General features: G+C 54.8%; 13 protein-coding genes. 7 read left to right on the top strand and 6 right to left on the bottom strand.

Annotated elements, in window-relative coordinates; genetic code table 11:
* Positions 1-2: 2 nt before the first annotated feature.
* Both BDD14_RS19145 and BDD14_RS19140 read right to left on the bottom strand, forming a co-directional pair.
* Positions 3-1,340 (bottom strand): hypothetical protein, encoded by a 1,338-nt coding sequence (locus tag BDD14_RS19145; protein WP_130420275.1) that lies wholly within the window; start codon positions 1,338-1,340, stop codon positions 3-5.
* A gap of 8 nt (positions 1,341-1,348) precedes the next feature.
* Positions 1,349-2,017, bottom strand: a complete 669-nt coding sequence (locus BDD14_RS19140) for a polysaccharide biosynthesis/export family protein (protein WP_242618062.1) — start codon at positions 2,015-2,017, stop codon at positions 1,349-1,351.
* Positions 2,018-2,612: 595 nt separating this feature from the next.
* Here BDD14_RS19140 and BDD14_RS19135 point away from each other — a divergent pair.
* From BDD14_RS19135 to BDD14_RS19120, 4 genes are all read left to right on the top strand, one after another.
* Positions 2,613-3,530 (top strand): exosortase/archaeosortase family protein, encoded by a 918-nt coding sequence (locus BDD14_RS19135; RefSeq protein WP_242618061.1) that lies wholly within the window; start codon positions 2,613-2,615, stop codon positions 3,528-3,530.
* Complete coding sequence (locus BDD14_RS19130) at positions 3,527-4,195, top strand: exosortase C-terminal domain/associated protein EpsI (protein ID WP_130420273.1); 669 nt, start codon at positions 3,527-3,529, stop codon at positions 4,193-4,195. Before BDD14_RS19135 ends, BDD14_RS19130 begins: the two co-directional genes overlap by 4 nt.
* Positions 4,196-4,289: 94 nt before the next feature.
* On the top strand, positions 4,290-6,590 hold the full coding sequence (locus tag BDD14_RS19125; protein WP_130420271.1) for a tetratricopeptide repeat protein: 2,301 nt from the start codon (positions 4,290-4,292) through the stop codon (positions 6,588-6,590).
* 72 nt (positions 6,591-6,662) lie between these two features.
* Positions 6,663-8,207 (top strand): oligosaccharide flippase family protein, encoded by a 1,545-nt coding sequence (locus BDD14_RS19120; RefSeq protein ID WP_165420160.1) that lies wholly within the window; start codon positions 6,663-6,665, stop codon positions 8,205-8,207.
* A 161-nt stretch (positions 8,208-8,368) separates the two neighbouring features.
* Here BDD14_RS19120 and BDD14_RS19115 read toward each other — a convergent pair whose 3' ends face one another.
* Entirely contained in the window at positions 8,369-9,046 is a 678-nt protein-coding gene (locus BDD14_RS19115; protein WP_165420159.1) for a PEP-CTERM sorting domain-containing protein, read from the bottom strand.
* Between the two features lie 465 nt (positions 9,047-9,511).
* On the opposite strand from BDD14_RS19115, the gene BDD14_RS19110 reads away from it, so the two are divergent.
* Positions 9,512-10,384, top strand: a complete 873-nt coding sequence (locus tag BDD14_RS19110; protein WP_130420265.1) for a hypothetical protein — start codon at positions 9,512-9,514, stop codon at positions 10,382-10,384.
* Between the two features lie 128 nt (positions 10,385-10,512).
* Positions 10,513-11,574, top strand: a complete 1,062-nt coding sequence (locus BDD14_RS19105; RefSeq protein ID WP_130420263.1) for a type III polyketide synthase — start codon at positions 10,513-10,515, stop codon at positions 11,572-11,574.
* 115 nt (positions 11,575-11,689) lie between these two features.
* Here BDD14_RS19105 and BDD14_RS19100 read toward each other — a convergent pair whose 3' ends face one another.
* Together BDD14_RS19100 and BDD14_RS19095 are read right to left on the bottom strand one after the other, a co-directional pair.
* The gene (locus BDD14_RS19100; RefSeq protein WP_130420261.1) at positions 11,690-15,325 is read right to left on the bottom strand and encodes a TonB-dependent receptor; all 3,636 of its coding nucleotides are present in this window, start codon (positions 15,323-15,325) and stop codon (positions 11,690-11,692) included.
* Between the two features lie 141 nt (positions 15,326-15,466).
* Positions 15,467-17,398: an FG-GAP-like repeat-containing protein gene (locus tag BDD14_RS19095; protein WP_165420158.1), complete on the bottom strand. Its 1,932-nt coding sequence runs from the start codon at positions 17,396-17,398 to the stop codon at positions 15,467-15,469.
* Positions 17,399-17,612: 214 nt separating this feature from the next.
* Here BDD14_RS19095 and BDD14_RS19090 point away from each other — a divergent pair, with 214 nt between their 5' ends.
* Positions 17,613-18,641, top strand: a complete 1,029-nt coding sequence (locus tag BDD14_RS19090; RefSeq protein WP_242618060.1) for an SMP-30/gluconolactonase/LRE family protein — start codon at positions 17,613-17,615, stop codon at positions 18,639-18,641.
* 10 nt (positions 18,642-18,651) lie between these two features.
* On the opposite strand, the gene manD is transcribed toward BDD14_RS19090, so the two are convergent.
* A complete protein-coding gene (manD, locus tag BDD14_RS19085; protein WP_130420257.1) occupies positions 18,652-19,860 on the bottom strand; it encodes a D-mannonate dehydratase ManD in 1,209 nt (402 codons plus the stop codon).
* Position 19,861: the final 1 nt, after the last annotated feature.

The following is a 19,861-nucleotide window of genomic DNA, read 5'->3' as shown; positions in this document are numbered from 1 at the left end:
CCTTAGAAGTCTCCGAGACGGGTCGACTGCGGTGTCCAGGAGATCCCGAGTCCGAAGATGTGCGATAAGCCATTCACGGCATTCGGCGTTAGAAAGCCCTGACTGATCGATTGATTCTGTGCTGTATAGCTGGCGAAACCGGAGATGGTGCGCGTAAACCCATGAGTGACCTGCAAGGTTCCATACTCCGTGTTCGTTGCACCGTTGACAGATCCAGCATTCTGCGAAAACACAAGCAATCCTGTCGTCCGCGTGTACACCAGGGAAGCGGAAGCAGCCCACCGCTGGCTAAGCGTTCGCCCTGCGGTTCCGGTTACGGTATCCGACAAAGCTCCAGGCTGAACTCCCGAGCCGCCGTTGACCCCATGCATGTAGCGCAGACCATAGTTGGCCAGCCTGCGGTTATATCCCAGACCGGCATTCAGATAATAGTTGAGTCTATTGGGGATCAGAGGTGCCGCCGAGGTCTGAATCCACATTGGACCGGCGGAGACATCGGTTGAGAGCGACCGCGTCCAGAGGCGGGAATATGACAGATTGATTCCCTTGGTTTCATAAGTAACGCTATTGGCCGGAAATCCAGGCGGATAGATTGCGAGAAGATTGTTGGTATTGAAGGTCGAATATACCGCACTCAGACTAACGGAGTTTCGCAGGTCGATGCGGTGATTGAGCGCAACCTGGCCGCTCACCATCGAGGTATCGAGACCGGCGTTTTTGTCCAGAAAGTGCAACACCGACCAGGAACCGCTGCCGCTTATCGAGGTTCTCCCCGTCAGCCTCCGCTCGATCGTTCCACTCATCATGTTGCTCAGGCGATTTCCTGAGTAGGTTAGAATTCCGCCGGCGGGTCCCTGCGAGGGACCATCGATTGGGATGGTTCCCGGATTGTTGATGCCCGGAACTCCGGCGACGCCCGTCACTGGCGACTGGGGAAGAAAGCTGAACGAGTCGCTGATATTAAGAATCCATCGACCTTTAATGAGCGATTGACTGAGAGCCACGTTCTGGTACGTTGAAGTCCCCTGCCCTCCCTGACCAATCACCACTCCACCCGCGAACAGAACCGAGGTGGGATGAACCATGCTGAGAGAGGAATATCCGACAACGCCGGAAAACGCCGTCGAGCTGGTTGCGTTCCCCGCTCCGTAGTAACCATATTGAACAATCTCTGATGCGCTGAGGGAATAGTGAACGGTGCCGTCGACCCATGACAAGCGAGGTGCAGTGGTGCCGGCGGGCGTCTGCGTTTGTACCGGAACCGCCGTAGGCACAGCCTGACCCGACAATCGTCCCGCGAGGACGAACAAAAATACGGAAATTGGAATCCAGATCTTCATTGGTTGGCTCATGGAACGACGATCGTGTCTCCCGGCTTCAGGGTTATATCCTGCGACCCTTCCCCTTTGAGGGCCTGCTTATAGTTGAAGGGGATCTTCAGCTGTTTTCCGCCTTCGTTCCGCAGAATGTAGATTTTCTTGGAGTTAGCGAAGGCCGAAAGCCCCCCTCCCGCCGCAATCGCCTGCAAGGGAGTCATTCCGGGCGTAATCGGGATCGGTCCTACATGTCCGACCTCTCCAATGAGGAAAATTCGCTGACTGGTGTCCGCCATCACCACCACGGAGACATTGGGATCCTGGATATATTTCTTCAGCTTTACGGTAATGTCATCAGCCAGTTGCATCGGCGTGCGCCCAGCCGCGCGCAGGTCGCCGACCAGAGCGATCGAGATCATGCCATCGGGTCGAACCGGAATCGTTCCTGAAAGCGATGGTTCCTTCCAAACCGTGATGGCGAGGGAATCGTCTGGACCGATAACGTACCGGGCATTATCGACGGCCGGGGCTCCCGTTAGGGTCGCAGGTCCAGTCGGTGCCGTAGCCTGTGGAGAAGCGGAACTCTGGGCCGTGCCACTTCCTTGCCCCCCAGCAGGGGTTTCCGGTTTTTTTACAGAATCCTGACCTCGGCCAGAGGCCGACAGCATAGCAACGAGAACTCCGACGTAGAACCATTTCATGGGCCCACTCCCGATCCGCCGGGAAAACTCCATCCGACTCTTTCGATTCTCACTCATCCGGTTCAGCTCCGCTCCTTCATTTATCAACTATTCAATTGATTCCAATCGACTTCCCTCCAGAAGGGGAAAGACGGGCTACTGGGGGAGGCCCCTTTCTTTTTGAACCGTCCCTTCTCTGAAATCCTGGTTCTCTTCAGAGCGGCTTGCGTGAGTGCAAGATTACATGCGCCCGTCAAACATAAGCCGAAGAAGTCGATATACTCCCAGCAAGCACAAGGAATGCCAAATCGCGCTGTGAACGAGTTTTTTTTGCAAGGCCACGTTCTGGTCCATATATAGACCCGTCACCGGTGTCTACAGCGACCGATCTCAAGAAAAAGTGGCCGATGACTTCACAAAAGCACCCTTATGGTATGCAGAATGGCAGCCAGAGTGGGAAAACTTTTTCCCTTTTCCCTACAACTATGGTCGAGTATCTTCCTACGCAGTTCAGTTTCAGGTCAGAATTGCGCTTATCTTCGGATCTATTCGCGGCAAGGAAATTGCTTACAGATGATTTGTGAAGTATAACGCCCTAGAAACGGTGACCGGCAGCTTGCAAAACGAACAGCTCTCTCCAGAGATTCTTCCCGGCCTCGATCAGGTTCCCTTGAGCACTGTCGGGATTCGGATTCCATCGCGGATCTGGGTACCGGCGACAATCATCGGTGCGCTTCTACTCGCACTCTACTACCGCATAGGGGTCAAGCTTGTAGTCGACTGGTATAACATCGCCGACTACTCTCATGGCTTCCTGGTTCCGCTGTTTTCTATCTTTCTTCTCTGGGATCGCCGGAAACAGATTGCCGGGACACCCGTCCGCCCAAGCTGGGCTGGTCTTCCCCTGGTCTGCCTGGGACTTCTCATCCTGATCTTCGGCGTCTACGGCGTTGACCTGTTTACGTCGAGAATCTCCTTTGTCATGCTCCTGGCGGGTCTCATCTGGACCTTTCTGGGAAGCGCAATGCTCCGTCAGCTTCGGTTTCCGGTCCTGATCCTGCTCCTGGCGATTCCGTTCCCCGCAATCATCTTCAACCAGATCACCTTCCCCCTTCAGCTGCTGGCCTCGAAGTTAGCGAGCATGTCGCTCCCCCTGCTCGGTGTTCCAGTACTGCAGGAAGGGAACGTCATCCAACTGCCCGTGATGAAGCTTGAAGTCGCAGAGGCATGCAGCGGGATCCGTTCCTTAATGAGCCTGTTCACCCTGGCTGTGTTTTATGGATATTTTCTTGAGCGCACAACAGCACGTCGCGTTCTTCTCGCCGTTGCCAGCATCCCGATTGCGGTAGCCGCCAATGCCATTCGTATCGTCGGCACCGGGCTTTGTGTGCAGTACTGGGATCCGGTCAAGGCACTTGGATTCTTTCACGAGTTTTCCGGTTGGGTTATGTTCGTCATCTCCTTGGGTTGCCTTTATCTGATCCATCGCCTCATGCGGCTGATTCTCAAGCCCAGAGAGGAGGTAGGCGCATGAAATCTTCGCGTTTCTGGACCGTCACCCTGTTTATGGCCGTCACTCTCGCGCTGCTGATGCATCGTGGAGATGCGGATAACGTCCCCGCCAGTGAGCCACTCAGCCTGATGCCCAACGTCATCGACGGTATGGTCGCTCAGGATATGCCTCTCGAGGATGAGGTGCTCGCCGTACTTGGAAAGGGTGACTTCCTCAATCGGATCTACAGCATGCCCACGGCTCGTGCGGTCTCGATGAAGCCCTCTGCAGCTTATCCTGTAAGCCTGTTTATCGGCTACTTCGCGACGCAGCGCACCGGCCAGTCTATTCATTCCCCGCAGCACTGCCTGCCGGGTGCGGGCTGGATCTTTGAGAACTCCAGCTACACCAGCCTTGACGATACTCGTGGCAAGCGCTTCAACGTTGGGGAGTATGTCATCAACAACGGAGAATCCAGGCAGTTCGTAATCTACTGGTACCAGGCGCACGGTCGCAGCATCGCAAATGAGTACAAGGCAAAAGCCTATATGCTGGCCGATGCCATCCGTTTCAACCGGACGGACGGAGCCCTCGTTCGAGTGATCACTCCTATCTCCAGCTCCGAACAGGTCGCGGATGCGCGCGAGCGTGCGATCCGGTTCACAACGCACATGACTCCATATCTGTCTCAGTTTATTCCCAACTGAGACGGCACTTTAACACGCTGCGGGACGAAATCCGAGCGTAAAGATCCATCTCAGCAGATATGCCTGAATGGACGATTGATGAAGGAAAGGTACCATGAGAATTTCGCGGGCTCTCGCTCCAGTTCGTCTCTCTGCCGCCATTTTGACAGCTTCACTCGCTCTGGGTTTCGCCACCGGATGCTCGCGCGATCCCAACAAACAAAAACATAAATATCTTGAGAGCGGAAAACGCTACGCCCGTGATGGCAAGCTCAAGGAAGCGACCATTCAATTTTCGAATGCGCTCAAGGTCGACCGCAACTTTGCCGACGCTCACTATGAGCTGGCAAAGGTCTACATTAAGCAGGGATCTCCGATGACGGCCTATGCGGAGCTCGCCCGTACCGTGGACCTAACTCCTAACAACCAGGAGGCACGCATTGAGCTGGGAAACCTGCTCCTGGCCGGAAATGCCTTGGACAAGGCCACCGAGCAGGCGAACGCGGTTTTAGCCCTGAACAGCAACAACGCGGATGCCTATGCTCTTCTGTCAGGTATAGCAACCCGCAAGAGGGACCTCAACACAGCACTGACTCAGATCCAGAAGGCGTTATCGATCGATCCAAATCGTGCTGCCTTCCACACTACCCTCGGTATGCTCCAAGCCGCCAATCCGGCCACATCAGGACAAGCAGAAGAACAACTGCGTAAAGCGGTTGCACTCGACAACAAGAACGTCGCCTCACATATTGTTCTGGGCAGCATGCTTCAGAAGAAAGGAGATGTGTCCGGCGCTCTCGCAGAGATGAATGCGGCCGTCGCGGCCGATCCGCACAACATCATCGCCCGGTCCAGTCTGGCTGATCTCTATATGCGTCAGAACGATCTGCCCAAGGCTGAAGAGATTCTTCGCAAGGCAGCCGACGATCTTCCCGATGACGGCAGTGCATCCGACATGCTGGCAACTTTCTACATTCGGACCAAGCAGCTGGATCGAGGAACTCAGACGTACGCCGATCTGGTTCAGAAACATTCGAAGAGTCCTTCGCTCAAGCTCTCCTATGCACGCCTTCTGATCGCCAAGAAAGATCTGGCTAAGGCCCGCACCCTCGGACAGGAACTGGCCAAAACGGACAGCGAACTTCCCCAGGTGGCCCTGCTGAATGGAATGCTGATGCTGAATGACGGTAAGGCAGCCGGGGCCTTCGATATTCTTCAGAAGGCCGCGAAGGCTAACCCGGAAAACCTGCAGGTAAAGATCTGGCTGGGTCGAGCCGCTGTGGCCAAGGGCGACGTTCCTGCTGCCCAGCAGGCATTCCGCGACGCCGTCCGCATCAATCCTCGAAACAATGACGCACAGCAAGGGCTGGCCCAGATTTCCATCGACCGGCGCGACTTCACGACTCTCGCGCAACTGGGTGATGCGACGATCGCCTCCACTCCGCAGTCTGCCAACGGCTATATATGGCGCGGCATGGCAGAAGGCAGCCAGTCTCTTAACGACAAGGCCGAGGCCGACTTCAAAGAGGCCATCAAACTGGACCCAGATAACGCGACAGGCTATCTTGAGTTGGCACAACTGCGCCTCGCCCAGAAGAATATGAGTGAAGCGCGCAAACTACTCGAGCAGTCGCTCTCTCACAATCCCAGCTCTTCGCGCGCGCTGCGACTGCTCGCCGCTACGTATGTGGTGGAAAAGCAGGGCGCCAAGGCTATCAGCAGGGTCCAGGAGCAGATTGCGAAAGCACCGCAAAATGGAGACATGTACAGTCTGCTCGCACAGCTGCAGGGCGGTACCGGAGATACGGCAGGCGCCCTCGCCTCGGCCGAAAAGGCCATGCAGATGAATCCTAACGATCCGGTTGCGGCAGTCGTCTACACCCGCGCCGTCATTACCAGCGGCGATCCCGGAAAAGCAGTCGCGAAGTGGCAGCAATGGACAACCGACCATCCCAGCGATGCTCAGGGCTTTACCGTTCTCGGCACCCTTCAGGAAGCGCAGGGCAGCCGTGATCAGGCTGTCGCTTCGTACAAGAAGGCACTTCAGATTCAGCCGGACCAGCCGGTCGCAGCCAACAACCTGTCTTATCTGATGATCGAGACAGGCCAGAATATCGACGTGGCGCTGTCCCTCGCGCAGGTCGCCCGCCGCGCCATGCCAAACTCACCCAGCACGGCTGATACTCTCGCCTGGGCTTATTACCATAAGGGAAATTACACCTCGGCGCGGGATCTTCTGGAAGATGCCGTGAAGTCCAGTCCGAACGATGCCGCCTTCCACTATCACCTCGGATTGACTTACAGCAAACTCGCAAAGACATCCGACGCCACGCAGCATCTGAAGAAGGCCGTCAGTCTCGCTCCGAACAGCCAAACTGCGAAGGACGCCGAGAAGGCGCTGGGCCAGCTCAGCTGATCCTCGTTTCCGTTCGCTGCCGGACCTGTGGCCATCGCTCAGGTCCGGCTCAATCTACTTTTAGGGAAACGTGTGAATAGCAAAACCATTGCTCGCAACACAGCCTGGTATGGGCTGGAAAATCTTATCGGCTTTGCGACGTCGCTGATTACCTCGATCGCCATCGCCCGGACTCTCGGGCCGACGAAGATGGGATACATCATCTACGTCACGTGGTTGACTGGCATTGTCAGCCAGCTCGGCTCGGTCGGGATCCCCATTACAACCCGTAAATACATGGCCGAATATCTCGGCGGCGGCGACTATACGACCGCGCGTTTTATCTACTTCCGTACTCTGCTGATTCAGACCCTTCTCGCTGCCGTCGCTACATTCGGAGCCGTCATCTGGGTCTTCTACAACGCTCCCGCCGAATATCGTATCGCCGCGCTTCTACTGGTCCTTGGCATGCTTCCGGCGATGAGCAACTTTATCTCTGCGCAAGCCAATGTCGCCTCCGAAACCCTCTCAGCCAATCTGCCTGGCTCACTCGCATCGACCGCCACATACTTTATCCTCACCTTGCTGGCAGTCGTACTGGATTGGGGAGTCAACGGGATCGCCTTCGCAATGTTTGCGATGAAATGGGTCGATTGCCTTGTGCGGCTCGTGCCCACCATGCGGCGCATCCTCACCTGGAAAAGTGGGCATGCTCATCCCCCCGCAGATCTGCGAGCCCGCATGATGAGTTTTGCTTCCCAGAGCGTAATGGGAATGCTGCTTACGTTGGTCGTATGGGATCGCTCTGAGCTCTTCCTCCTGAAGCACCTCACTCCTGATATTCGCCAACTCTCCTTCTACTCCGTCGCCTTCAGTCTTGCAGAGCGTCTTCTCATCTTCCCTTCCATCTTCGCCGCCGCCAGCGGTGCAAGCATGTATGCGCAGTATGGCCGGGACCGTTCCAGGCTTCCCTCGATGACAGCCGCCTCAGCTCGCTACATCGCATTGATCTCACTTCCCATCCATATCATCGCGGTTCCGCTAGCAGCGCCGGTTGTCCTCGTACTCTATGGCAAACAATATGTAGGAGCACTGGTCGTCGCAACTGTTGCGCCGCTGCTCTGCCTTCCCAAGGCATTTTCCGGTCCTATTCAGAGCCTGTTTGAGAGCGTAGATGAGCAGAAGTACTTCATTGTCACGACCGTCATCGCCTCGTTCATCGATATCGCCGTTGCGTGGCTTCTGATTCCTTCTTACGGCGCACTTGGAGCCTGCCTTGGAAGCGGTGCCGCACAATTTACTGCCGTGGTTCTCATGTGGGCAATCGGGATTCGACGCTACGACATCCGGCTTCCCTGGGGATTCATATTCAAGATCAGTGCAATTAGTGCCTTTGCAGCCTGTTCTGCTTACCTCGTAACTTCTAAACTGGCGGCTCTTCCTGCCCTCCTGGCTGGTTGCGCCATCGCAACCGGCGTCTTCATCCTGCTGGGTTATATCTTCAAAATTCTCGAGCCGGAAGATCGTGATCGGTTCAAAGTAATTTCGGACGCGTGTCCGCCGCCGGTCGCCGCCCCAATCAACTATCTCCTCGATCGCTTTACCCGCGGTCTGGCTCCGAATTCAACCGCCATTTAGCCGTCTCGACTCCTATCGCGTCTTCCAAGCGGCAACGGGCTGCTTCACCCCACAAAAAAATGAGTGAGGAGATTTCTCCTCACTCGCAATTGGATCTGCTCTAACTGTTCCTTCACGGCAGGGCTCCCGGCACCTGCCGCAAAGGAACAGTTTCGACAGACTTACTTCAAAGCGGATACCTTCATCCGACGCAGAAGAGCGCCGGCCGAACCGATCAGCCCCGTGCCGAACAGCAGGAGCGATCCAGGCTCAGGAACCGGGCTGCCATTGGTAAGGCTGCCGGAGAAGTCAAGCCCTTGATGAACCAGAGCCGTCTGCTGCACGTTGAAAGTCAGGATGTTCGTTCCCGCCAGAAGCGTGATCGACGTCAGGTCGAAGCTGAACATCGAGGTGCAGTTCGGGGCAATGTCCGCGCAATGCGAATTGGTTCCGAGCGCGCCGGCAGAGATGATTTCGACACCATTCAAAAGAACGTTTGCGGTGTCATCGGCCATGATGATCATGGAACCGGAGTAAACGCCACCCTCAGCGTCGAAGCTCGTCGTATAGGTATACGTTGCGTTTGGGTCAACATTACCGCCTGTTGGACCCGAGTTGGGATCGTAGGATACCCAGCTTGAGTTCCCTGCAGGACCGGACCACGCGCCACCCGGAGAAATGTTATATGTCTGCTGCGCACCAAACATCACCGCAGTGTTGTCGAATGGACCGGCCGGTGTAGAACCACCATTTCCATTGGAAGCGCCATAGCTACCAACAGAGATCGTTTCTGCTGCTGCAAACGCGGTCGAGAGAACCAGAACCGCCGCCAGAGCAGAGAATTTCGAGAAGAGCTTCATTGAACCTTCCTCCTGGAAAAATGCCGTCGAAATTGACGGCTGGAATTGAATTGAACCTTCGAGCAAATTCGGGAATCCCATGACACTGCTGCGGAAACAATTGAAACTAAGGGCCGAAAATCGATTTAGGTTTCTTGAATCTCTTACGTGCAGATCACCGGCCAAAATAGATCCCATATAAATCAATAACTTGCAAGTAGAATCTTAATCGGAAGCTGCAAATATCTGCCTATCGAAATAGGAAATTTGGCCCTATCTCCCCTAAAGAAAGCTGTTTACAATCACTGTCGCTCCGCAGTCTCAAGATTAGAATCCTCCCTCGAACTCGGAGAGGATGCCACGGAGAGGGCCAAGAACGGGCGCGCAGATTTATCTCGTACATCTGCAAGTGCCACGGATCACAAAGATTTAGGCTCGTTCCTTTCGTCAAACCGAATGAGGGCATAAGCTTCAGACAGGACCCTGATGACCGTAAACACGTTGTTCCGCATCGCCAAAGTCCGGCCTGCTGGCCGCCAGTATGTAGCTGGGATCTTTCTTCTGTTGTTCGGGATCGCATCGTGGACGTTCGCCAGTCAACCTTTGACTGGAACGCCCCTCGATGAGGGCTATCGCGACATGTATAATTTGCGCTTCTCCGACGCCCATCTTAAGTTCCAGCAGTGGATGTCCGCACATCCTCAAGATCCTATGGGCCCTGTCTCGGATGCGGCGGCTTCGTTGTTCAGCGAATTCGAGCGGCTCAAGATAATCGACGTTCAGTTATTTGCGAATCAGAGCCGATTTGACAGCCGAAGTCGCCTCGCTCCGGATGAGAACATCCGCAAATCCTTCGAAGAACGGCTCAACCAGGCGTCAAACCTCGCCGACACGGCACTTAAGCAGAATCCACAGGATGCTCGCGCTCTTTACGTCAAAACGCTGGTAAGCGGGATGCGTTCAGACTATGCTCTTATGATCGATAAGAAAGATCTTGCCGCTCTCAATTACAGCAAGGAGGCCAGTGCATATTCGAAGCAGGCATTGGCAGCTAATCCGCACATGTACGATGCTTATCTGGCTTCCGGTGTCGAAAACTACATGCTCAGCCTGAAATTCGCCCCTGTCCGCTGGCTTCTCAATCTCACCGGGGCCTCGACCAGCCGTGAAGAAGGAATTCGATTACTGAAGCTAACGGCCACTCAGGGGCATTATCTCGCCCCCTTCGCCCGCATGATGCTTGCCGTGGCGGCTCTTCGCGAAAACCGTCCTCAAGAAGCGCGCTCCATCCTGATCGATCTGAAGCGCGAGTTTCCTTTGAATTCTCTCTACGACCGACAACTCGCCCTCATTCACTAAACCTAATCGGCTCAATCATAAGACAAAACTATTGCATAGGATTCCAGCCAAAGCATGTACGCTGAAGGGGACTCTATAACCCAAATGATTTACATCACTTCAACCGGATCACAAAGGCCTTTATAAGCATGCGCATCTCTTCTGTCGGAACAGCCTATCCTCCCAATCGCTATCATCAGAGTGTCATCGCCGAAGCACTTCGCGACCGATGGCAGCACAAGATGGAGGAGCCGCGCCTTCTCACCCGTCTCCACGCCAACTGCGGCGTCGAGTATCGTCATACTGTCTTTCCGCTCGAGCAATATCCCGCTCTCGACACATTTCGCAAGACCAATGATGCCTGGATCAAGGCCGCTGTCGATCTGGGGCAGCAGGCCATCTGCCGTTCACTCGATCATGCCGGAATATCCCCCGAGGATATCTCCGCAATCTTCTTCGCGTCTGTGACAGGAATCTCCAGTCCCACCGTCGATGCCCGCCTCATAAACCGCCTTCCCTTCCCAGTCAATATCAAGCGGACGCCAATCTTCGGTCTGGGCTGTGTCGCCGGAGCTGCCGGTATCGCTCGCGCCTCCGATTACGTCCGTGCGTTTCCTACCCACTATGCTCTTCTTCTCTCTGTCGAGCTCTGCTCCCTCACCTGGCAGGATGATGATCAATCGATCGCGAACCTCATCTCCTCCGGTCTCTTCGGAGACGGCGCCGCAGCTGTCGTCATCGCTGGGGCCGAGACGGAGTTGGGACGCCAGAATCGTGGTCCCCGCGTGCTTTCCACTCGGTCAACCTTCTATCGGAACACGGAACGGGTTATGGGTTGGGACATCGTTGAATCCGGCTTCAAGATCGTTCTCTCCCCCGACGTTCCCCGCGTCGTGGAAGAGAACCTTCTTCAGAATGTTGAGGGCTTCCTCGCCGATAACAACCTCACCCGCGACGACATCTCAACCTACATCTTCCACTCCGGCGGCCCCAAGGTTCTTGAGGCAATGCAGACTTCGCTCGGTCTCCCGCCCGATGCTCTCGCCCCATCCTGGAAGAGCCTTCGTGAAGTCGGAAATCTCTCGGCTGCTTCCGTGCTGGCCGTCATGGAAGATTACCTCAAAGTCCACCCAGGCAAACCTGGCTCTTATAGCATCCTCGCGGCTATGGGCCCGGCCTTCTGTTCCGAACTCGTCCTTCTTCAGTGGTGACGCGAGCGAACTTTTATCTTTAACCACCCAGACGAGGAAAGATAGAGCTGCTAAAAAGGTCCGCCGACCAATCATCTGGTCGGCGGACCTTCTTTTTTACATATTCACTCGCTTACTAGAAGTTGATACGTCCTGCCAACTGCAGTAATCGAGGATCGTTGACCTGAGTGGTTATCTGTCCCATCTGGGCCGATCCGATCGAAGTATTTGGAGCGCCGAATTGGACCCTGTTGAACAGGTTGAACGATTCGACACGGAGTTGTAATACCAGTCGTTCTGTGAGGTGAGTGTCCTTGAACAACGCCAGGTCGTAGTTTGCAATTCCTGGCGCCCGAAGCTGATTATCCGTTCTCGATTCGTTGCCGAATCGGAAGTTCCCGGGAGCCTGGAAACAAGCAGGATCATACATTCTCTTGAAGTTGGAGGAGCTATCTCCAAGTCGTGACTGTATTGATCCTGACGTCGCCTTCGCGCAACCCTGAACGATGTTTGGACGAGTCGTACCCGCCAGAGCATACGTGCTTACCGTATTCTGCGCCATCGAGAAGCCCAGCGGGAAGCCCTTCTGGAAGGTAGTGACCCCGTTGACGCCGTAGCCGGAGATCAGGCCGCCGAGGAAGCCTGAAACTCCTGAACCCCAATGTTGATTCTTACCAAAGGGAAGGAAGTAGACATAGCTGACCGTCAGGCGCTGACGTGAGTCATAACCCGACAGTGAGTATTCCTGGCTAAGATCGTTCATGTTCTGGTATCCCGGAGCACCGGTCGCCTCCAGCCAGGAGGTCAACGATTCCACGTTCGCCATCAATTTGGAGAACGTATAGGAACCGAGTAGAACGCCTCCTGAAGAGAAGCGCTTTTCGACCTTCATCTGGAGAGAGCTGTAGTTGCTTACGCCAACGTAGTTTCCAGTATTTGAGATGGCGCCATACTGTGGATAGGGACGATAGAGCTGAGTTGCCTGTACGGTCGCATATTGCTGGTTACCCTGGGAAAACAAGGAGCGGTTGAAAGGATTCGCTACTCGTCTCGTCAGGAAGCAATTGCTATTGAGATTCGCCGTCGGCCCCACGCAGTTGGAATCCGTAAGAGCTTGGTTCAGATACTGCTGAGAGACCTGATTGATAGAACGGCTGAGAGGAAGATGGGATCCATGCAGTCCGGAGTATGCTGCCTCGAGAGCGATGCCCAGAGGAAGCTGCCGCTGAATCGCGAAATTCCATTGATATGTGGCGCCATTATCTTCGCTCGCTTGCAGAGCGTTGGCAGAGCCTCCCAGAAGAAGCTGTTGATACTTCGGATCGCGGCCAGGGGCTGGCGTAATTCCGCTGGGAAGCGGGTTATCCAGAGTAGCGTTAGGGGTTAAACCAGAATCCAGAGTCGATACAGGATTGTTGGTTATATAGGAAAGAGGCGACTGCACCGGCGATTCCGGGAACTGCAAATAAGCTGGAATTACAAATTTACCCCACCCCGCACGAATGACCGTTTTATCGTCCGGTCGGAATGCAAGGCCAAGACGCGGCGAGAAGTTGGAAAAATTCTCACCACGCAAACCTTTATCAGGGTGCTGCGGGGAGTTGACCAAGTCATAAGCGCCGGTGATAGCGCGACCATTAATGGAAACATTTCCAAGAACAGGATTAACCTCCGTTGGGTTGAAGGTCGCCATCAGTTGATTACGTTCTCTCCACACACCCGGAATCTCGTACCGAAGGCCGATGTTCAGAGTAAGTTTTGAATTAACCATCCAGTTATCCTGTACGAAGTAGCCCTGGTAATACATGGTGCTGTATGTAGGTGGAGCAATCTGAACGACGCTGGCAGTCGATGCCTGATCGACCATGTAGCCCATCAGGAACGATGCGAACGGGTGACCGCCCGCTGCGTTATTGCCAAACGAAGACATAAACGGATTGAACTGGAATGAGCCACCAGGACTGTTGTTTTGGAAATAACTCATCTCCAGGCGCCGAAGATCAGCGCCAGCCTTGATGGTGTGTCCTTTGAAGGTCTTGGTGACATTCGGCGCAATCACGTAGTTGTTATTAATTGAGAAGATATAGCCGGTACCAATTCCGTTGACCGTAGGATTCGACAAGGCGATGCCTGGAACCGTTGTTGAGTTCGGAACGCGATTCAGGTCAGAGATTGTCCCCATGTAGGAGGGAAATCCGAGCTGAGTTTCGTCGTAGCCCAGAGTTCCTGGAGTACGCACGTAGTTCCATCGGGTGAAGGAGAGACGAAGGTCGCCGATCAAAGTAGGGTTGAAGAGATAGGTATCTCCAATGACAGTCTGATAGGTTTTGAACGCCTCTGGAGAGATCGGATCACCCGAAATCAGACCATTGTTATATGGCATGGACCCTTGATTCTTTGAGTTCCACTGTGTGTATCTTCCAAAGATGCGCTGTTTGTCGCTAAGGGTGAAGTCGACGCGACCGTTATATTGATCGTTCTTACCTCCAGAACCCGCATACCGAACAAAGTTGTTTGTTACGCCGGGACCAGTCGGAGCGGCCCAGTAAGGAAAGTTGAGAAGATTTCTGGCAACAGCGCTCCATCGCGCGGCCGGAATAACATTTCCGGCATAAGGTGTGCGTTGCCCCGTGTATCCCGGGCATCCCTGACCACCCGCCACGCTGCCTCCGCAGGGATCATAGATCTGACCAGCGGTCGCAGTGGAAGCGGGATTCCCGGTGCAAAGATTTGTCGCCGGATTGAGAGTGCAGAGCTCAGAAAAATCGCCCTGCCTCATCTTGAGGGTAGGCACCGTGTAGTTATACAGACGCTGCTGAGACTGACGGTATCCCTGATAGTCAAAAAAGCCAAAGAGGCGGTCTTTGATGATCGGGAAGCCGACGTTCGCTCCAAACTGGTTCTGGTGATAAGGATTCTTACCTAGAACCTGGTTCGGATTATGTTTGGCGAAGTATGGAGTGGTATTGAAGATCGTGTTACGAACAAACTCATATACGGTGCCATGAATTGCATTGGAACCAGACTTACTCGCGATGTTAATGACGCCACCAGTATAGTTTCCAAATTCGGCCGTATTGTTGTTGGTCTGCACACGAAATTCCTGCACTGTGTCCTGCGATGGAACGAGTGCCGTAATGTTTCCATACGAGATGTTGACCGGGGCTCCGTCGTAGAGTGTAGCGCTCTGGTTCGCGCTACCACCGCCAATCTGATAGTTGCCCGCGGCAAATACATTTTGGCCGGTTAGATTCCCTGATGAGCTTCCCTGCGGAACAACGCCTGGAACCAGTCCCACAAGAGCGAGGACGTTGCGGCCATTCAGTGGTATATCGGTGACCGCCTTGCCCGACACTACCTGTCCAAGGGCAGCGTTTTCTGTCTGAATAATGGGCGCCTGGGACGTTACAGTGATCTGTTCGGTCGCGCTACCTACCGTCATCTCCACATTCTCGCGTGTGGCGAGGTCGACCTGGACTTCGACCGGGTCATGAGAATAGCGGCGGAATCCTTGAGCTTCAACCGTGAGGGTGTATCTCCCTGGCAGAATCGAAAGAAGCTGGTAGTCGCCTGAATCGGTGGTGATGACCGTTCGTTTTTCACCTGTAGCATTATTGGTCAAGGTGATCGTTGCGTTTGGGATGACAGATCCAGTGGAATCAGAGATTGAGCCCACGACAGAACCGGTTGTACTCTGAGCCCATAGACACCGGCCAAGGGCCGCAAAGCACAGAGCAAGTGAGCATAGGATTACGAGCCTGAGAACTCGCATGTTCTTACCTCCTAAAAAGGACAGGCATACCTGTCACGGTTGATGTTTGGAAGCTATATTTTGACGACGGTGGAAATTGGCGCGGTTTCGCGAAGAACAACGATACGTCCTGATGCTGGCTCCAAGATCTTGAGTAAAACGTCATTTTGAGCCGCCTTTTCTGGTCTTTCCTGTCCCCCAGAAGATGTAAGTTCCACTGCGGGTCGAGGTCACAAGATCCATAACCCCGTCTCCGTTCAGATCACGGGCCAGAACATCTGACCCTCCGCCGGAGTAGTTATGGACCAATTCCGGTACAAATCGAGCTCCTCCTGGAGCCGTCTTGTCACGTACGGTCCGGTACACATACAAAACGGGAGCACCGTATGGATCCGGGTCGTAGAAGTCGTCGAGATGCGACCAATAACGCTTCGCGACGATGAAGTCCGGAATCCCATCTCCGTCCACATCAGCAATCGTCGACGCGTGTGGCTCCGTGAAGACCACTCCGCCTGCGCTGTCCTTTGCGGTGCGGTCCATCACGACATGAGGGACAAAACTGATCTCCCCATCGGAAGATCTCTTCTGTTCAAACCAGCTGATTCCCCACCCGTGCGCCTGCATGGAAGTCACGACATCCGGCAGACCATCGCCATTGATGTCATAGACGCCAATCTTTGCTCCCCCCGCCGAGGTTCGCCCCCACCGCCCGAAAGGTGCAGCATGATATTTCCACTTGGCCTCAGCAACTCCCTGGGCAGGCTGCTCCCACCATCCGTAAGCGCCAACAATATCCATACGGCCATCGCCGTTTACATCGCCGGCACCGATACCGTGCGCCGGCCACGGTCCATGCTCGCTGACCTTGTGAACAACCCAGCGATCCGTGGGGTGTGCGGGATCGGGCTTGGCATAGCACATGTACCCGCCTCCCATATACACCAGCTCTTGCTTTCCATCTCCATCGATGTCGGCAAGCACGGTCTCTTCGCTGTCGATGGGGGCGACGACGGTAAATTTCGCCCAGCGACGCGATTCACCTTTCGGATTCACGTAGAGGACGGCGCCGTCCTTGCCTCCACCCGCGTGACTCGTCGTCAGAACATCGGCCCACCCATCGCCGGTAAAGTCCGAGGCGTGCTCCACCCAGTCTTCCATCGAATAATTCGTCGATGCATTCACGATCTGGGCCGGGTAGATCTCGCGGGACTCCGTATAGTCCGGACCAAAATAGACGAATGGTCCCGAGACGATATCCAATTTGCCATCGTGATTGAAATCGGCCGCGGCAGCAGACCACCCGTAATAAAACTCATTCACCCGCTGCATCTTGAAGCCGGAGCCCACTTCCTCCTTACCCCAGGTTTTTCTGCCAAGGTCTTTGTAGGCGACAGCACGAAAATGAACGGTCGATCCCCCGGAATACAAGGCAAACGGTCCGAAGCCGTCCATCCCTTCGGTTGCGACACTGACGGCGTCTCCGCCGTCATTGAAGAAAGCCCGAAGGATATCTGCATCCAGCAACACCTCAACATCGTTCCAGCCTTCCTTGTGCAGGCCCTTCGCAGGACGATCGAGCGGCGCGGCCATCCCGTCAGGCATCGGAGGCAGCTCGGGCCGGCTGAACGGTCTTGCCGCCGGCGAGCCAGGTGGCGGAGCAGGAGGAGCAAACCGAATCTGCCCCCCCGCATTGCGCAGCTTGGTCCGCTCTGTCTCTTTCCCCGTAGCGTCCAGCGTCACGCGATACGCCGCCAGCTCCTCTTGTTGCATCGAGAGGAGCACACCGCACATTCCGTCGCCTTTTTTTTCGAGACGTAGAAAAATTCCGGCATTGCAGTCGCTCTCGCAACGAAACTGAAGATAGACACCGGTATCCTGCGTCGGCTTATCGAAGATAAGCAGGCCGTCGCCGGTACCCGTAATTTCGCCGTTAGAGGCTGTCCATTTTGCATTGCCGAAATGCTTCCACCCTGCAAGAGAGGATCCTTGGAAGATGCCATCCGGCGTAAAACTTGGTGTCTGAGCCCGCATTGTCGTCATAAAGGGCATCAACATAAGAATTCCGGCACCGGCTAATCGCAGAGACATCAACATCGAAGGGTCCTCAACTCTGTTCGCCCAAGGCGTTCTTCGCAATCTATTTTGCATACTATGCAATGACTGATTTTGAAACGGAGCCATAATAGCACCGGGTACAGCACGATTGTCGAGTGCCTTTTTCACAAAAATTGATAAAACTACACATGAATCCCTGGAGGCTGGCGAGATGCTGCGAATGATAAGTACCCCGATTGGATTTTTTTTGTTATTGGCAACCTTGAGGACCGGCAACCCCTCCCCGACGGACAAATCGAAAGATAGTCCTTCCGACTATCCTGCCCGGATTGAGAGGCTCGATCCCGCTGCGGAGGCTATCCTTCCGCAGCATCCAACCTGGCACCGGGTTGCGGCCGGGTTTACCTGGGTCGAGGGACCGGTCTGGATCCACTCGGGTTACCTCATGTTCGCGGACATCCCAAGCAACAGCATTCGAAAGATCGACCACGACGAGAAAGTTTCCATATGGTTGCAGCCCAGTGGCTATCGCGGACAGGAGCCCTATGGAGGGAAAGAACCGGGGAGCAATGGAATGACTCTCGATCGGCTGGGGAGGTTGACTGTAGCCGGACACGCGGCACGAAATATCATGCGCTTCGAATCGATGAACCCTGACGAGAAAGTAACAATTCTTGCCGATAGCTATCAAGGCAAGAAACTCAACAGCCCAAATGATTTAGTCTACGGCCCCGATGGGTCCCTTTACTTCACAGACCCTCCCTACGGCCTGAGAACGCAAAGCGATGAGGATCCCCAGAAAGAGCTCGGCTTCAACGGGGTCTATCGAGTTCCAAATGCAGTGCAGCAAAAGGCTGGAGCCGAACCGAAACGGGAGAGCCTGCAGCTTCTTATACGCGATCTTCCCCGTCCCAATGGCATCGCCCTGTCTCCCGATAGCAATTGGCTCTACGTCAGTAACTCCGAACCGAAGAAGTGGATGCGGTATCCGGTAAACCCAGATGGCAGTCTCGGCTCCGGCAAAGTCTTTGTGGATGCAACGGACGATCAGCGACGCGGCTCGCCGGACGGAATGAAGGTCGACACCCAGGGAAACCTCTATGCGAGTGGCCCCGGAGGAATCTGGATCATCTCATCCGAGGGCAAGCACTTGGCCACAATCCTCACAGAGAAGTCCACGTCCAATGTTGCCTGGGGAGGCAAAGACGGATCGGTGCTCTACGCCACCACAACCGATTCCGTTCTTAGCATCCAGCTGAACGTAAAGGGAGTTCGACCATAGACCTTCAGCCTCACCAGTCGGTCACCGTCCCGTCAAGCTTGCGTGCGATAGGAAGGTACGCCCGCGCATAGGGAAACTGAGCCGCAAGCTTCTCGTCAATCTCCACGCCCAGGCCGGGAGCCTCTCCCGGATGCATATAACCGGCCTCGAAGGTATAGGAATGCGGAAAAACCTGATCCGTAAGCGGAGTATGCGGCATATGTTCCTGGATGCCGAAGTTATGGATGGCAAGTCCAAAATGCAGGGCCGCAGCCATCGTAACCGGCGACAGATCCGTAGCGCCATGAAAGCCGGTCCTGACCTGGTAGATCGCGGCAAAATCGGCTGTCTTTTTTAGCGCTGTGATTCCGCCGCCGTGCACGATTGTCATGCGGATATAGTCGATCCACTGATTGCGGATGAGATCATGCGCATCCCAGAATGAGTTGAACACCTCGCCGGTAGCAATAGGAGTAACGGTGTGCTCTCGAATCAGGCGAAAAGCATCCTGGTTCTCGGCAGGCGTAGGATCCTCCATCCAGAAGAGGTGATACGGTTCAAGCGAACGCCCCAGACGGGCGGCTTCAATAGGAGTAAGCCGATGATGAACATCGTGAAGCAGATGAATATCTTCGCCAACTTCTTTTCGCACTGCCTCAAATAAATGCGGAACGAAGTTCAGATATTTTTCGGTAGACCACAAAGATTCGGCGGGTAGGCCTCTCTCCGCCGGTTCGTATGGCTTATCTCCCTTCGGTACGCCATAACTCGAAAGCGTTCCTGGGACCCCGCATTGAACTCGAATGGCCAGGTAGCCCTCATCGATATGCTTCTTCACGCTTTCGATCGCACTGGGGAGATCTGCACCGTTTGCATGGGCATAAACAAGCGCTCCTTGCCTGCTCTTGCCCCCCAGGAGGTTGTACACAGGCGTCCCCAACGCTTTGCCCTTGATATCCCATAGGGCCACATCCACGGCAGAAATGGCTGTCATGGTGACAGGGCCACGCCTCCAATAGGCGCCACGATAGAGATACTGCCAGATATCTTCAATGGCAAATGGATCGCGTCCTATAAGGCATGGAAGGACGTGTTCCTCAAGATAGGCGGCAACAGCAAGCTCCCTGCCGTTGAGCGTGGCATCTCCAAGACCATAGATACCCTCGTCCGTTTCGACCCTGAGCGTGACAAAGTTACGATCCGGCGAACAGAGGATCAGTCTGGCGGCTGTAATCTTCATA

The sequence above is a fragment of the Edaphobacter modestus genome, from assembly GCF_004217555.1.
GTDB classification, from domain to species: domain Bacteria; phylum Acidobacteriota; class Terriglobia; order Terriglobales; family Acidobacteriaceae; genus Edaphobacter; species Edaphobacter modestus.
The sequence above is the reverse complement of the archived record's forward strand: the minus strand, read 5'-3'. Positions and strand labels throughout refer to the sequence as shown.

Coding starts and splice junctions, on each gene's coding strand:
- BDD14_RS19130 (WP_130420273.1), top strand. CDS start 3,527: ATGAAATCTTCGCGTTTCTGGACCGTCACCCTGTTTATGGCCGTCACT.
- BDD14_RS19110 (WP_130420265.1), top strand. CDS start 9,512: ATGACCGTAAACACGTTGTTCCGCATCGCCAAAGTCCGGCCTGCTGGC.
- BDD14_RS19145 (WP_130420275.1), bottom strand. CDS start 1,340: ATGAAGATCTGGATTCCAATTTCCGTATTTTTGTTCGTCCTCGCGGGA.
- BDD14_RS19105 (WP_130420263.1), top strand. CDS start 10,513: ATGCGCATCTCTTCTGTCGGAACAGCCTATCCTCCCAATCGCTATCAT.
- BDD14_RS19095 (WP_165420158.1), bottom strand. CDS start 17,398: ATGTTGATGTCTCTGCGATTAGCCGGTGCCGGAATTCTTATGTTGATG.
- BDD14_RS19115 (WP_165420159.1), bottom strand. CDS start 9,046: ATGAAGCTCTTCTCGAAATTCTCTGCTCTGGCGGCGGTTCTGGTTCTC.
- manD (WP_130420257.1), bottom strand. CDS start 19,860: ATGAAGATTACAGCCGCCAGACTGATCCTCTGTTCGCCGGATCGTAAC.
- BDD14_RS19140 (WP_242618062.1), bottom strand. CDS start 2,017: ATGAAATGGTTCTACGTCGGAGTTCTCGTTGCTATGCTGTCGGCCTCT.
- BDD14_RS19100 (WP_130420261.1), bottom strand. CDS start 15,325: ATGCGAGTTCTCAGGCTCGTAATCCTATGCTCACTTGCTCTGTGCTTT.
- BDD14_RS19125 (WP_130420271.1), top strand. CDS start 4,290: ATGAGAATTTCGCGGGCTCTCGCTCCAGTTCGTCTCTCTGCCGCCATT.